Here is a 13,819-nt window from a genome sequence, read left to right as displayed (position 1 = left end):
TTTCTATCTCTTATTTTTTGATTGTTCGTTTAAAACTTGATTGGCGATGGCTTGCATCTCCATCCGTCGTAACTGGATTAACTCTTGGTATATTTGCTCTTCTCGATGTGCTCGCTGGCTTAACGACACCACTTTTCGCTGCGTTTCTAATGGCGGAATTGTGATTGGCGTTTCCTCTAGTACCGAACGTCGAATACTCACTTGCATTGTACCCTCGGCAGATTGCTGAAAATGACGTTGTGCGACCGATTGATTGAGTTGCCATGCAAGAAACTCTGGCAATAGCGTTATTGTGGAGTTCAAGCGAATCTGAAAATAGTGCGGCGAGCAGATCACTGGTAGCTCTAGCACGCTCAAATCGCCTTCTGATACCCAAGATGCAAGGTTTCTTATTCCACGCGCCGCAAATATTACGTCGCCCGCTTGAAGCCATTCAGGCTCTTTTCGCCCAGCAATATCGGCACGAACAAGCTTCGACCAACTTATTTTCCCATCTGCGCTTTGATCTCGAGTTTGAATGACATAACCGTTCCCCTCTAAAGCCTCTTCTATCGAACCTCGAAAAGGGTGACCTGACCGAATTACCGCGATTTCTTTTAGTGTTACAAGCAAAAGCCACCTGCATCATTTCATGTGATGCAAAAATAATGCTTGACGATGAACGAAATGTCAACGTAATCCAAAAAAAAGAGCATCATCTATAGTGATGCATAAAAACATGGAGGGTATATGCCGACAACTGTAAATTCTGCGTTTAATCAATTTATGGCTGACAAAGTCAATATTGATAGTAAGAAAACAACCACAGCGCGTTCCAGCCGAGATTATTTGAAAGGGCAAGTAAAAGGGCTAACTGATTTCTTTCCGCTTTACAGCGATAAGGATATCAATTTTGGTTCTTTTGCGAGACGAACGAAAATTCGCCCCTTGGATGACATAGATATGATTTTCACACTGTCGGCAAATGACTGTACATGGGAGGAAACTGCTCCCGAATATCTATAACTGAATCAGAAAACTCAGCCAAGTAGAAAAAACACGACTCTTGTTCCGATAGGGTATGGTATTCGACCTGATTTTATTCCTTCAATCTTACCGCTATGACCATGAGATTTAACATCTTGAACTCTTATCCGAGGTGTATAACTGGCTCCCTCACCTAAACCATAATTCTGTTTCAAAGCTCGCTTGAAGTCAGCGAGCTTCTCAAGTTTTCTTAGTCCAGCCACAACATATACTCAATCCAATTCGATACAGTATATTATAGCCTAGTGTACAAACTTTATTGTTCCAAAACATTCCCACGCATGGGAATGGCACTTGAACTTGGCAAATATCTCATTCCCACGCGTGGGAATGAAATTCTAGGTTATTCATACACTGCTATTTCACTGTATAAGTCACCGTCTCTTGCTGTCACTTCAGCTCGCATGCTGCTTGTAAACTCTAGATCAAACGCAACACTGCTCTCTTTCGTTACTACTTGATTTAAAAGTACATCATCACTATACAGACTAACAATGTAGTCATGTCCAGTATCACTATCTTTACTGTTATGCGCGGCAGTGACAAAGCTCTCTTTAGCTCTTCGTACAAAGCTAACTGTTGTTGTATGTGCTTCAAATGCATCCAAGCCTGTCGCGACATCTATATTTGAAACACAAAGCGGCTTACTCGCACGATTAGTAATAGCAACATTACGCTTAACACCATTATCGTGAGTTTGCTTGCTATGAGATGTCCTGTTTCGAGCTGTCAGCTCTGCATCATCATTGAAGACATAGTCAAGCAGCGGAGCCGTGTTTTCTATTAACCACACATGGGAATCGGAAGCATGATCAAGAACAGGTGTATCAATACAACCGCGCCACACTGATATTTCTGTTCTATTCTCACTCACGTTATAGCTAGCTGATTTGATAGCAATCCATTCTTGTCCGTTATCGCTCACGATAATTGACAAGTTCTTACCTTCTCTTAATTCACTATCACTTGCGGACGGAATGTAAGGTGTCGCATCGCCTTCAAGATAAAAGACTGTCGCACCAGGATTTAAATAATCAACTTTATAGCGTTTGGTAAAGCTGTGAGCTTTTTCTATCTCTGTATACTCGCTTTCAGTGCTTTCTTGAACATCAAACCAAACCGAAGATTCCGCACCACCCACTTTTTCTACACAGCCAAAGAGCATTGCTTTGTCGCCATAAAGATACGGCGCTTCAAGATACAACAAGTTAACCGCATCAATCGGCGGACGCACTAAATCTTCTAATTCACTCTCATTGATGGTTGAGTAGTTACTATATGCAATACCAAAAACATCAGCTCTTGCGGTTATCTTCACAGCGGGATTTTTTAAGGTGCCAAATTCGATAGATGTAATTCTGAAAATCTGACGAGATACATTAAAAGAGGCGAACTTAAACACAAAAACATCGCCCTTGTTCAGTCCTGCCGCTTTTTCATTACAAGTGATCTCAAGCGATGTCATGTCAGCACTGTTTGCTATCAAGTAGCGCATAGAAAGCTTGTTCGCGTTGTCAGCGTTAGTAATGCCTTTGTATGCGATATTTGCGAATTCGGTATTTTGGGTAGCATGACAACTACCGACATTCTCTGCTGCAACTGACTTTGACTCAAAGTTATCATCTGCTGATGTATACGTAACACGAACAACATTAACACCATTTGAGATACCAGCCCTCTCATAGCGTGACACGTCAGTGATTATCGACTCATCTATCACAAGTAGATCATCAACTACATAGTCAGCACGACAAAGCTTAAGTTCTAACAGTCCAGTTTCTGTGTTAAGCCTAAAAACGCCATCGATGGTCTTTTCTATTTCTGTGATTATGTCCTGCGCTGAACTGACTGAATCAACCATTAAGCTCATCCCCAAACCCTCAAGGAACAGTGTTCTTGCTGCTGTTTCAAAAGACTCTTTATTGATGTCCAATGGGTTAGCACCCATGCCCCATTGGTCATTAATTAAGGTTTCGTAAATCATGAAAGCTGGATTAGCATCAATGCCTATCACGCACTCTTCGGTAAACACGCCTGATGTGTTTTTGGCGTATCTAGACATCTCAAAAGCGAAAGCGGGTAGCGATGGTGACTCACCCCACTTGAGCTTTTCAAAGACTATATAGCTCAAGCCCTTGTAGGGCGGGTTTATCTCATTAAACTGACCAAGATATGGATCGGAAATGTTATTGAAGCCGCTGTAAAAGCGGAAGTTACCTCTAATGTCTTCATCTTCGTAATCAATGTAACCATCACGAATAAAGCCCTCTGGTGCTATCCATACGTCGCGGTCATTCGCAGTGATTTTATGAAGCTTTAACGTCTCATCACCGAAGCACAAGCCTGCTTGCATTCCAAGCAAATACTCATGACCTGTCGTGACTCTCTTGCTTGAAAAAAGCCCAGTGTCCATTTTTTCAGTGATCGGTCTTGCTTCGTAATCACCGTGCCAAACATCATTCATTGAGCTGTGCTTTACACGCCCCCAAAAGACTGGAATAGGTTTGTCAGCAGTGGAAGGAAAGTCCCATTCGTCCAGTGTCGCAGCTTCTGCGTTAGTAAAAGAGGGTTTGGGTGTGAGTAAAATTTGTATCGCTAGAGATACAATTAAATATATTGCTTACCACATTTTTATTATTCTTCTTATTGTGTAGTTTTAATTTTGTTTTTTATTTATTAAATCTTTTCTGGTTTAAAACCATTAATGAAAAGGTTGACGAACGCTACGTGCGGGAAGCCGAAAAAGTTCTCGACATTATTAAAAGATTTACAGCTTTCGTAGCTCTTGTTACAGCCCTTAGCTACGAACACTTCATCGCCTACCGAAAGTCCATCAATAGGTGTCAGCAAGGTCAATTCACTATTTTGTTGGTTTGATGCAGTAACCATCACTTGATGCATTCCGAACGAGATAATACCGTTTGCGTAGTAGTTATCTTCTTTATCTAGAAGATCACAAACTAACGTTGTTCCTGAATTTTTGATTTCATTAACAACCACTATATCTTGCCAGTCTGCTTTAGCTAAAACACAATACCTTGTGTACAAAACGTGATTGCACATCCCTCGATAAGTCATTCTCATGCAGTTCGTTGAGAGTCTTTGCATAATGTTCGACATGCTCGATTTCATCGCAGCTAAGTCATTACAAACAACCTCGCCTTTGTAGTAGATTTTACGATTTTTAGTAATGCGGTCTTCACGCATGATGGTGATTAAGATCGGCTCGGCTGGCACACCGTTTGAGAACTCTTTAAGAATCGGAAAGCTCGGTGAGACTTCTAGATCGAAAGACTCGACTTCACTTGTCATTGTTTTAAAAGCAGGACATCCGATCACCGCAGGAGTGTAAACAACTCCATCACTTGCGAGGTATTCACTATCTGCTGACGTTAAATTCCAAATTTTATTTCCGCTTCTTGTTTTAAAAGAAAATAGCTCTATTTTAAAAGACAAACTTCCACATTTTTTATTTTCATAATTTAAATAATTTTAACTCAAACAATGTTATAATTAGAACACAAACAAATAATAAAGAGATTATTAATATGCGTAGAGTAAAAGATTATTGTCAAGACTGCGGTAAAGAAACAGTTCACGAAGAAGAAAGGGTAGGTATAACTAATCATATCGATGAAGATGTGATTTACGGACGGACATGCGAAGAGTGCGGTTGTTATCACGAAGACATTTAACTGAACAGATTAAAACCACCCAGCGGGTGGTTTTTTATCGCATTAAAATAAAACATAAAAAAAACAACAAATACAGTGAAAAAACTATTGCAATAATATAATCATTGCATTATTATAAAAATATAAGCTAAATAATAATAAAAACAAAGAGAGCAATAAAATGACTAAATCAGAAATAATGAAAACGGCTTGGAATATCGCAAAAGAAGCAGCGGCAAGAACTGGCTACAAAGCAAAAGAATTTTTTTCAGAATCACTAAAGATGGCGTGGGCAATGACTAAACAAGAAGTTAAAACAATAAAAGAAAGACTAGTAGAACTTGGCGGTAAAGAATACACAGCTAACAACTGCAACAGAGTTTACTTAACACTAGATCAATTCAACGAAATCACAAACCTCGGCTATAACTTGAATGAGTATAGAAACAAGTTCTACGCTGACTTAGATGATAATAGAATTTACAGAAAAATATCTAAAAACGGCAAGTCAAAAGTCTATCATGAGTTTGACTTAGCGAGCTGGGCATAATAAGAAAAACTAGAATAAAAAGGTATTAAGAATATGAAAGAGTTAATAATTAAAAGCATCATTTTCGGAGCAGTGAAAGACGAGCTTAGAGAGAGTGTTATCGAAGTTATCAAAAACAATAAAACCGCATACGAAGCTGCCCAGGATCTAGGCAACATCAACAAGCAGGCTACGATAAGAAACAATATCGATAAAGTTATACAAGCATTTAATATGTTGATTTATGATGAAGTTGCAAGCAAGGTAGAACCGACCGACACGCACGAGCTGGTTGTCTACAGCGAAGGTGGCAGCACACACTACAAAAACAATCTTTCTACGCTTTTGAAATATATCAACTACAGAAAAAATCTATTCGAGCTGGAGTTTGAAATAAATAAAGTAAGAATAGAAGATAATGAAGTTATTGAATCAGAGACAGTATTCTCTTTTAGATAACAAAGTAAAACCACCGCACCGATGCGGTGGTTTTTACTTTTGGGTATTTCTAACTTTTTTACTTTTCTTTTTTCAATTTTAAAAAGTAAGAGACTTGTCGTTTTAAGCGTGTTACTTTTCAACCTCGGCACGAACAAAAATATAAAAGCAACAAATTGTGTAATTAAATTACAGAGAAGAAATATTGCAATTTTATTGACAGATATAATTACTTATGCATTCAATGGCTTTAGGTGTGGTTTACATGCAATTATAAAAATTTCAATGCAATACCAACCCCAAAGCCTTATAATGATAACTTTTTATGTAATTACATTACAACAAAAACAGCCCCTTTATTTTAAAATCTAACAGACGTAAAAAGCAAAACTACCGCAGATTTTAAAATCCAGTTATCCATTTAAAATTTTCAAGATTTTAGTAATTTCAGCTACTTCATCAGTCTTATGATAAAAACGATTCTCATCACTTACGAACCTACATTTATGCAGCAAAGAACACTGTTCCACAGCTATCTCAGATAAAGCTGAATCAAGCTCTAAAAGCTCTGTGTTACCTCTCGCTGTTGCTTTTACTGCTTCTCTTAATTCAATAGAACCATCGATCATCAAAAAATAAAGATGCTTATAATTAGCATGCGTATAGCTGCTGTAGTAACAGTTCTCGACAGCAATTGTTTTCGAAGCTGGGTTGCTATCAAGTACGTTTAAATCGTGTCTAAGCGTTGGATACCAAAATGCTTCTTAACGTCCCTTATGTGCATGAGAAATCTAAGAAATGCTGGGTTTCTTCTTTGCTGAAACAGCTAAACCCTCTTTTCATGCATTTTTATCGGTGTATGTATATGAAATTGGGGAATTATGCACGATAGGTAGCCCTACTGCCGACCCGACACATCCTAAAACACTTAGTAGGATAAGTGCGGTATTTTCTTTCTAATGTCCTTGACGATCAAACCGTTTAGTTCCAAAATAACTGTATATGTGTACAGTTATTTTTATTATGAAAGTTATCCCTATCTTAGCAAGCGCTGGTATTACAGGCTTTGAAAGCCCTGCTGCTGAATACAGACAACTAGGAATGAGCCTTGATGAACTGCTAGTTGAGCATCCAAGTGCTACATTCATCGGACAAGCAATGGGGGAATCTATGCAAGAAATTGGCATTTTTGATGGTGACTTGTTGATTGTAGATCGTCACGTTGCCGTCCAAAACCTTGATGTAATCGTGGCCAATTATAATGGTGAGTTCGTTTGTAAAATGCTAGATATGACACGTCGATCACTCTTATCTGCAAATGAAACAATGATGCCTATTTGTATTCATGCTCAAGATACATTTTCGATTGAAGGTGTAGTGATTCGATCTATCCGTTGTCACCGCCCAAGCTATTTACTCTCATCTCGTAGAAAATAATGTTTGCCCTAGTTGATGCTAATTCCTTTTATTGTAGTGCTGAGCAAATTTTTAGACCCGAGTGGAGAGGTAAGCCCGTAGTCGTTCTGTCGAATAATGATGGCTGTGTTGTTGCAGCTAATCGTCAAGCTAAAGAAGCAGGTATAGCAAAGTTTAAACCTTACTTTGAAGTCAAAGCGTTGTGTGAGTTGAAAGGTGTAATTGCTCTATCATCTAATTATGAACTTTACGCAGATTTGTCGTCCAAAATGATGGATGTCATCGGGCGGTTTGCGCCTGAGCAATATGTATACTCCATTGATGAATCATTTCTTTCCTTTCATCGCTGCTTTCCTGCAATTAAAGACTTACGAGAACATGGCTCTTTAATCCGACGAACAGTTTGGAAAGAGTGTCGATTACCAGTATGTATAGGTATGGGATCAACGCTAACCCTCGCCAAAATTGCCAATCATGCAGCTAAAAAAATTCAAGGCTATAAGGGCGTTTGCGTTATCGACAATGAACATCAGCGTACCTCTATATTAAAGCTGCTAGAAGTTGGTGATGTGTGGGGAGTGGGCAAAAAAATATCAACACGATTAAAACATATGGGGATTAACTCGGCTTATGATTTGTCTCAGTATGCCCCAGAACAAGCACGTCGAGAATTTTCGGTCGAAATTGAAAGAACCGTTCGTGAATTAAATGGTGTCGCTTGCAAGGGCTGGGACACAGCTAGAGCTGATAAAAAGCAGATTTACTCAACTCGTAGTGTTGGAACAAGAATCACCGACCTTGAACTACTGAAGCAAGCACTAAGTAAACACGCCGCTATAGCAGCACATAAAGCACGAAATCAAAAGTCGCTGTGTAAAGCTATGCTCTGTTTTGCTTCCAATTCCCCATTTGATGATAAACCGCAGAGCTTTCGTATAGTTCATCATTTTGCTTATCCAACTGCTGACTCAATGCAGTTGGTCAAAATTGCTACACAGGCAGCAACACTATTGTTCAAACCTGGTGTACGTTATTACAAAATTGGCATCGGCTTGATCGATCTAGTTAATGGGCAGCACGAACAATTAGATCTGTTAAATCAAACTCCGAGTAATGATAAGTTAATGAAAGTGTTTGATAGTCTTAATAATCGGTATGGCACTGATACGCTTTTTGTTGGTTCCCAAGGCATAGAGCAGAAATGGAGCATGCGGAGAGAAATGCTTACTCCGCAATATACAACCAACTGGCTAGATATACCTAAAGTAAGGTGTTAACAGTTCAATTCTCAACAAAGGTGCATTTTCTGTGAGCTGCGTTAGTACACCTTTGGACAATTTTGTGCTATATGAAATGCTAAATTAGCATTTAGCGGATAACTTGAAGTATAGCAAAGCCTCTAATGTAGTGGCCCAATTCACTAGGCCACTACAGAAATGCTTCAAGACAATACAAACCACGAGTAAAGTGGTTTGTATAATTGTAACAACTTAGTCATCTAGTCCTTTTACTGGGCTCATTGCGTGATAAACAGTTTTCACACCATCAGTAATGGACAGCGCGTTCAAGTCATCAATGAAGAAGCGACTGGTCATTGTATGTTTACCGCCATTTATGAAGATTTCGACCACCGACTTATCGACATAAAGCTCGATGGTTTGCTTGATGCTCAACCTCGGTGCTTTTCTCACAGAGCCAAACTCTTCCGCGTAAAGTTGAGACATCTTACTGCGATCAAGCATGAACTCAGAACTTGTAGCACTGAACACGATATTCTCACCCGCAGCGTTAGCAAGCGTTAACTCAAACTCGTCCGTTTCCGTTTCCGTTTCAAGTTGAACCATGAAGCTGGTTGTATCCAACTCAAGAACGCCCTCAACCGCAACCGCGTCGCCTTGCAACGCTTTCAATTCAGGTAAAGCCGACTGCACCAGATAGCCATCTTGGATGTGAAGCTCGCGTGGTAACGACAACATGCCCGCCCACTGATGCTCATTAGATGGTGAATCAATCTCAGGTAGACCAATCCAAGCAATCAGAATGCGGCGACCTTTATCATCTAAGTAAGTCTGTGGTGCATAGAAATCGAAGCCATAATCTGGCTGTGCGATCTTTTGGTGGTTTTCCAGTTCTACCGAATCGAGATTCAGGCGGTCACCGACAATATAAGCCACCGAGTAGATGTTTTTGAAATCGTATGGGTTTTCGCTAGACACACCTTGTGGAGAAAACAACATCACAGACTGATTGTCTATTTCAAAGAAATCTGGGCATTCCCACATATAGCCAAGGTCGTTATAACGAGTTTGAATTGGACCTTTATGCTGCCAATCCATCAGGTCTCGGCTGCAATATAGCGCCATTGCTCCAGTCTCTTGAGGCGTTTGAGCACCCACAACCATCAGATAATCGTCGCCTTGTTTCCACACTTTTGGGTCGCGGAAATGTTCGGTGTAGTGATCGTTTTCGACAACCACGCCGTGCTTCTCTATTTTGCCGTCAGCAAACATCTTAGCAAAACACTGAGTTGGGACTCGTTCCCAATTTTCATCGCGCTTGTTACCCGTAAAGAATAACAATGCATTGTCGTTTTCAACCAATGCTCCACCAGAGTAAACACCGTGAGAATCGTAATCTTGGTCTGGGTGCAGGCCAATGCCGTGGTCTTCGAAATGAACGAAGTCTTTGGTAGAAAGGTGGTACCAGTACTTCATACCATGGACTGGGCCAACTGGCGTCCATTGGTAAAATAGATGGTGCTCACCATTAAAGAAACACAGGCCATTCGGATCATTGAGCAGACCAAATTTAGGCGCAATATGGTAGCTCGGATAGCCAGCGTCTTGTTTACGAAGCTTTATCATCGCATCAATGCTGTCTTGGGAAATCTCTTCTATACGACGATATCTTTGCTCTACCGTCCAGTTCGAGTTCAAACTCATACACTCTCCTCGACGACATTCGTATTTGAAGAGTCTTTTTGAATAAACTGAGTGAGCGCCTCTTGCGTTGGAAGTGCCGTCATCGCACCTTTTTGCGTGGTTGCCAGTGCACCGCAACCATTCGCCCACAGGATTGCAGAATCAACGACTTGTTGATTATTCCACTCTTCATGTTGAGAAAGCTTTGCAAGCAAACCGCCAACAAAAGCATCGCCTGCACCCGTGGTATCCACTGGCGTCACTGAGCGACCTGAAATCAACACACCTTGGTTTTCAAATACTCGCCAAACGCCTTTCGCACCCTGCGTAACCAGAACAAGCGTGTTGTTAAGATCAGCAATATGAGCCAAACCTTGTTCCATCAAAGTTGAATCGGTTAAGAAATCCAGCTCTTCTTCTGAGAATTTAACCACATCAGCCAATTCAACAGCTTGCATCACCACAGACTTAATTTCAGATGGGTTTTGCCACACTTCATCACGAAGGTTTGGATCGAAGCTGATGTAACCGCCCGCGGCTTTCATGCGTCGGATGGCTTCAAAGGTACTGCTTCGGCTTGGTTCATTAGCCAAAGAGATTGAGCAGACGTGTAGCCACTCGTTTTTCTTAAATTCGGGAATGTCTTCAACAGACATAAACTGGTCGGCACTTGGCTTAACCATAAACGTAAAACTGCGCTCGCCTTGGTCATCAAGATCAACCACCACGGTTGATGTGCGTTGTTCAGGGTCCTTCACCAAACGCTCGGTATTCACACCTTCCTTTTGCAGAGTCACTTCCATAAAAGTGCCAAAAGGATCGTTACCCACTCGGCCGAAAAATGCGCTTTTGCCCATAAGGCGAGAAATCGCTACCGCGACATTGGCAGGAGCACCACCCGGACATTTCAATAATGTCGCGTCAGTCTCCGGAATGAGGTCGACGACGGCGTCTCCAGTTACCCAAACTTGATTCATCTTTCTTACCTTAAAACTGAAAATCATGACAACCAAAAGCAAGGTGACACTTCACGCTGTCATGTAAAAATTTAAAAAGGCTAGCTAAGCCAAATCACCTAGCTAGCACCCCAAAGCTTAGGAAATGAAGTGAAAAGGGGGGCTTCACTTCTAGGGAGAAACGTTAAGCTATTGCTTTAATGTTTTGCTTGCTGCGCTCACGCAAACCCAAAACAACGGTCAGTGCAAAGGCAGTCACGAACGCGATAATCATACCCACCACGTAGTAGCCAATTTTTTCTGGTGATATTGAGATGATGCCAGGAATACCCGCCGCACCCAGTGCCTGTGCTTTCACATTGAACATAGTGATAAACGCGCTTGAAACCGCAGCTGCACAAACCGCAGCAATGAACGGGTAGCGAAGCTTCAAGTTCACACCGAACATTGCAGGCTCAGTAATACCAAGCAAACCGGTCACACCAGAAGGAATCGCGATACCTTTCATTTTCTTATCTTTACTCATGAAACCAACAGCCAGTGCCGCTGCACCTTGAGACACGTTAGACATTGCCGCGATAGGGAAGATGAACGTACCACCAGTCGTTGCGATATCCGCAAGCAGCTGAGTTTCAATAGCAATAAAGCTATGGTGCATACCAGTAATAACGAACGGCGCATAAATCAAACCAAACACCGCACCGCCAATGAAGCCAGCGCTGTTGTATAGCCAGTTAAGACCGTCACCCAGTAGGAAACCGATATCACGTGTAAATGGACCCACAACCGTGAATGTCAGTAAGCCAGTCACGAAAATAGCCAGTAGCGGCGTTAGCAAGTTATCCAGAACCGAAGGAATAACTTTACGTAGGCCAAGTTCCACTTTCGCTAGAATAAACGCAGAAACAAGAACGGGCAGTACTGAACCTTGATAGCCCACTTTCTCGATTTCGAAACCTAAAATGTTCCAAACTGGAATGCTGCCCGAAACCGATGCGCCACCGAAGCCCCAGCCGTTAAGCAAGTCTGGGTGAACCATCAACATACCTAAAGCCGCGCCAAGGTATGGGTTACCACCAAACTTATTACTCGCTGAAAATGCTAATAAAATAGGTAAATACACAAAAGGAGCATTAGCAAATGTATTGATCATGTTTGCTAAGTCGGTCAAACCCGGATTAGCGTCGATTAAAGATTTGCCATCAATGAACAAGCCTTGAGCCGTCAATAGGTTGTAGATACCCATCAAAAGACCACCAGCAACAATCGCCGGAATGATCGGTACAAAGATATCAGACAGACCTTTCACCGCACGTTGCAGGATATTTTGGTTATCAGCACCTGCAGACGCCACATCGTTGGTCGACATTTCCGTCATTTCAGTCAGCTTAGCCAACTCAGCATAAACTTGGTTTACGATACCTGAGCCAAAGATGATCTGATATTGACCTGCTACTTTAAACTGGCCCTTAACCCCTTCTAGGTTATCAATCGCCTGTTCATCAATTTTATCTTGGTCTGCGACTGCAAGACGCAGACGAGTCGCACAGTGTGCAAGTGCGGTGATATTACTTTTACCACCGAGTAGAGAAAGCAGCTCTTTTGCTATTTTTGGATAATTCATTACATACCCCATTGGATTATCATTTGAGCCTTTGAATTTTCGGGAACGTTTGCAAAACAAATTTTTGCCTAGAAATAACAAATGATCAAAGATAACTGCTCAATACTGTGAGAATGATCTTCAAATTATCTCCCTAGGATAAGAAGACAGGGTTAAAATCTCCTAATAACAGGTAAATTTGATGCTCTGTTTGCAAACAATCCCAAAACTAAAAATACAAATGGATAATGAATAATGGCTAGTCTTCATGATGTCGCTCGTCTCGCTGGAGTTTCCAAGTCGACGGTCTCAAGAGTAATCAACGATGAGTATGGCGTAAAAGACGCGACCAAGGTGAAGGTGCGTAAAGCGGTTGAAGAGTGTGGCTATCTCCCAAACCAAGTCGCTAAAGACTTAAAGTCTCAAAAAACCAACCTGGTTGGCGTGATTGTTCCTAGGGTTTCTTCCCATGCCACCTCTCAAGGTGTCGATGGTTTAACCGCCGTCTTAGAGCAAGCGGGCAAGCATGTTTTATTAGCGAGCACACATCAAACACACCATAAAGAACTTGAATATATTCAGATATTTAACCAAAAACGCGTTGAAGGTATCATCCTGTACGCGACCCACCTCGACAACAAACTAGTCAAAGCGATTCAAAGCTCTGCAGTGCCGGTAATATTGGTTGGTCAAGACGGGTCAATGTTTAACATCCCAAGCATTGTGCACGACGACACTCGCGTAGGGTTTGAAGCGGGTAATCGCCTCATAGCGAAAGGTTGTAAGCATATGGGATTCATCGGCGTGCAAGGCGATGATATTGCGGTTGATAAGATGAGATCGGAAGGCTTCGCTCAATCGCTTCAATTTAACGACCTCACACTGCAATTTCACGCGCGAGGCGACTTCACCATAGAGTCAGGTTACCAGCTGGCTAAGCAGTCTCTCAAAGAACACAAGAAGCTCGACGGCCTGTTCTGTGCCACTGACCGTATCGCAATCGGTGCGATCAGAGCGGTTCAGGAAGCAGGGCTCGTTCCAGGGAAAGATGTCTTGGTGCTCGGTGTGGGTGACGATGAACTCGCTTCAGTATGTACACCAACGCTTTCTACGTTTAACTATGCGTTTGATAAAGCAGGAGAAAATGGAGCCAAACTGTTGCTCGACCGTATTGAGAAAAAAGGCTTTGAAATGAGTAAAATGGTGCTGACCTTCACCACCATCGACCGAGAATCTTGCTAGCGATTTATTTCAGA

Annotated in this window: 13 protein-coding genes; 6 read left to right on the top strand and 7 right to left on the bottom strand. The window is 41.6% G+C overall.

Annotated features, from left to right (window positions below):
• Positions 1–3: 3 nt before the first annotated feature.
• Entirely contained in the window at positions 4–612 is a 609-nt protein-coding gene (locus tag ACF8CV_RS12095) for a restriction endonuclease subunit S (RefSeq protein ID WP_276432443.1), read from the bottom strand.
• Between the two features lie 117 nt (positions 613–729).
• On the opposite strand from ACF8CV_RS12095, the gene ACF8CV_RS12090 reads away from it, so the two are divergent.
• A complete protein-coding gene (locus ACF8CV_RS12090) occupies positions 730–1,005 on the top strand; it encodes a hypothetical protein (RefSeq protein ID WP_276453891.1) in 276 nt (91 codons plus the stop codon).
• A gap of 364 nt (positions 1,006–1,369) precedes the next feature.
• Here ACF8CV_RS12090 and ACF8CV_RS12085 read toward each other — a convergent pair whose 3' ends face one another.
• Entirely contained in the window at positions 1,370–3,490 is a 2,121-nt protein-coding gene (locus tag ACF8CV_RS12085) for a phage tail protein (protein ID WP_267412454.1), read from the bottom strand.
• 212 nt (positions 3,491–3,702) lie between these two features.
• Positions 3,703–4,482 carry a phage BR0599 family protein gene (locus ACF8CV_RS12080; protein WP_139048159.1) on the bottom strand — a complete coding sequence of 260 codons (780 nt, stop codon included), beginning with the start codon at positions 4,480–4,482 and terminating at the stop codon, positions 3,703–3,705.
• Positions 4,483–4,881: 399 nt separating this feature from the next.
• On the opposite strand from ACF8CV_RS12080, the gene ACF8CV_RS12075 reads away from it, so the two are divergent.
• Together ACF8CV_RS12075 and ACF8CV_RS12070 are read left to right on the top strand one after the other, a co-directional pair.
• Complete coding sequence (locus tag ACF8CV_RS12075) at positions 4,882–5,250, top strand: hypothetical protein (protein WP_025612918.1); 369 nt, start codon at positions 4,882–4,884, stop codon at positions 5,248–5,250.
• Positions 5,251–5,283: 33 nt separating this feature from the next.
• Positions 5,284–5,688, top strand: coding sequence for a hypothetical protein (locus tag ACF8CV_RS12070; RefSeq protein ID WP_025612919.1), 405 nt, complete (start codon positions 5,284–5,286; stop codon positions 5,686–5,688).
• A gap of 392 nt (positions 5,689–6,080) precedes the next feature.
• On the opposite strand, the gene ACF8CV_RS12065 is transcribed toward ACF8CV_RS12070, so the two are convergent.
• On the bottom strand, positions 6,081–6,296 hold the full coding sequence (locus ACF8CV_RS12065; protein WP_267412455.1) for a hypothetical protein: 216 nt from the start codon (positions 6,294–6,296) through the stop codon (positions 6,081–6,083).
• 394 nt (positions 6,297–6,690) lie between these two features.
• Between ACF8CV_RS12065 and ACF8CV_RS12060 the strand changes: the two genes are divergently transcribed.
• Complete coding sequence (locus ACF8CV_RS12060) at positions 6,691–7,104, top strand: LexA family transcriptional regulator (RefSeq protein ID WP_011078484.1); 414 nt, start codon at positions 6,691–6,693, stop codon at positions 7,102–7,104.
• Entirely contained in the window at positions 7,104–8,360 is a 1,257-nt protein-coding gene (locus ACF8CV_RS12055; protein ID WP_276453893.1) for a Y-family DNA polymerase, read from the top strand. The genes ACF8CV_RS12060 and ACF8CV_RS12055 overlap by 1 nt, the downstream gene beginning before the upstream one ends.
• 213 nt (positions 8,361–8,573) lie before the next feature.
• Here the strand turns inward: ACF8CV_RS12055 and ACF8CV_RS12050 are convergent, their stop codons facing one another.
• From ACF8CV_RS12050 to ACF8CV_RS12040, 3 genes are all read right to left on the bottom strand, one after another.
• On the bottom strand, positions 8,574–10,025 hold the full coding sequence (locus ACF8CV_RS12050; RefSeq protein ID WP_169601567.1) for a sucrose-6-phosphate hydrolase: 1,452 nt from the start codon (positions 10,023–10,025) through the stop codon (positions 8,574–8,576).
• Positions 10,022–10,981 (bottom strand): aminoimidazole riboside kinase, encoded by a 960-nt coding sequence (locus tag ACF8CV_RS12045; RefSeq protein ID WP_112404793.1) that lies wholly within the window; start codon positions 10,979–10,981, stop codon positions 10,022–10,024. Before ACF8CV_RS12045 ends, ACF8CV_RS12050 begins: the two co-directional genes overlap by 4 nt.
• Positions 10,982–11,144: 163 nt before the next feature.
• Positions 11,145–12,584, bottom strand: coding sequence for a sucrose-specific PTS transporter subunit IIBC (locus tag ACF8CV_RS12040; RefSeq protein ID WP_112404794.1), 1,440 nt, complete (start codon positions 12,582–12,584; stop codon positions 11,145–11,147).
• Between the two features lie 234 nt (positions 12,585–12,818).
• Here ACF8CV_RS12040 and ACF8CV_RS12035 point away from each other — a divergent pair, with 234 nt between their 5' ends.
• Complete coding sequence (locus tag ACF8CV_RS12035; RefSeq protein WP_112404795.1) at positions 12,819–13,805, top strand: LacI family DNA-binding transcriptional regulator; 987 nt, start codon at positions 12,819–12,821, stop codon at positions 13,803–13,805.
• Positions 13,806–13,819 lie beyond the last annotated feature (14 nt).

Source organism: Vibrio sp. zbq_1, from assembly GCF_043102935.1.
Lineage (GTDB): Bacteria > Pseudomonadota > Gammaproteobacteria > Enterobacterales > Vibrionaceae > Vibrio > Vibrio parahaemolyticus.
Note: the sequence above shows the minus strand (reverse complement) of the source record. Positions and strands in the feature narration are given on the sequence as shown.

What these genes read in the sequence shown, in the direction of transcription:
- ACF8CV_RS12085 (WP_267412454.1), bottom strand. Translation starts at nt 3,490, where the DNA reads ATGAATGATGTTTGGCACGGTGATTACGAAGCAAGACCGATCACTGAA.
- ACF8CV_RS12065 (WP_267412455.1), bottom strand. Translation starts at nt 6,296, where the DNA reads ATGATCGATGGTTCTATTGAATTAAGAGAAGCAGTAAAAGCAACAGCG.
- ACF8CV_RS12045 (WP_112404793.1), bottom strand. Translation starts at nt 10,981, where the DNA reads ATGAATCAAGTTTGGGTAACTGGAGACGCCGTCGTCGACCTCATTCCG.
- ACF8CV_RS12090 (WP_276453891.1), top strand. Translation starts at nt 730, where the DNA reads ATGCCGACAACTGTAAATTCTGCGTTTAATCAATTTATGGCTGACAAA.
- ACF8CV_RS12040 (WP_112404794.1), bottom strand. Translation starts at nt 12,584, where the DNA reads ATGAATTATCCAAAAATAGCAAAAGAGCTGCTTTCTCTACTCGGTGGT.
- ACF8CV_RS12055 (WP_276453893.1), top strand. Translation starts at nt 7,104, where the DNA reads ATGTTTGCCCTAGTTGATGCTAATTCCTTTTATTGTAGTGCTGAGCAA.
- ACF8CV_RS12070 (WP_025612919.1), top strand. Translation starts at nt 5,284, where the DNA reads ATGAAAGAGTTAATAATTAAAAGCATCATTTTCGGAGCAGTGAAAGAC.
- ACF8CV_RS12035 (WP_112404795.1), top strand. Translation starts at nt 12,819, where the DNA reads ATGGCTAGTCTTCATGATGTCGCTCGTCTCGCTGGAGTTTCCAAGTCG.
- ACF8CV_RS12060 (WP_011078484.1), top strand. Translation starts at nt 6,691, where the DNA reads ATGAAAGTTATCCCTATCTTAGCAAGCGCTGGTATTACAGGCTTTGAA.
- ACF8CV_RS12075 (WP_025612918.1), top strand. Translation starts at nt 4,882, where the DNA reads ATGACTAAATCAGAAATAATGAAAACGGCTTGGAATATCGCAAAAGAA.
- ACF8CV_RS12050 (WP_169601567.1), bottom strand. Translation starts at nt 10,025, where the DNA reads ATGAGTTTGAACTCGAACTGGACGGTAGAGCAAAGATATCGTCGTATA.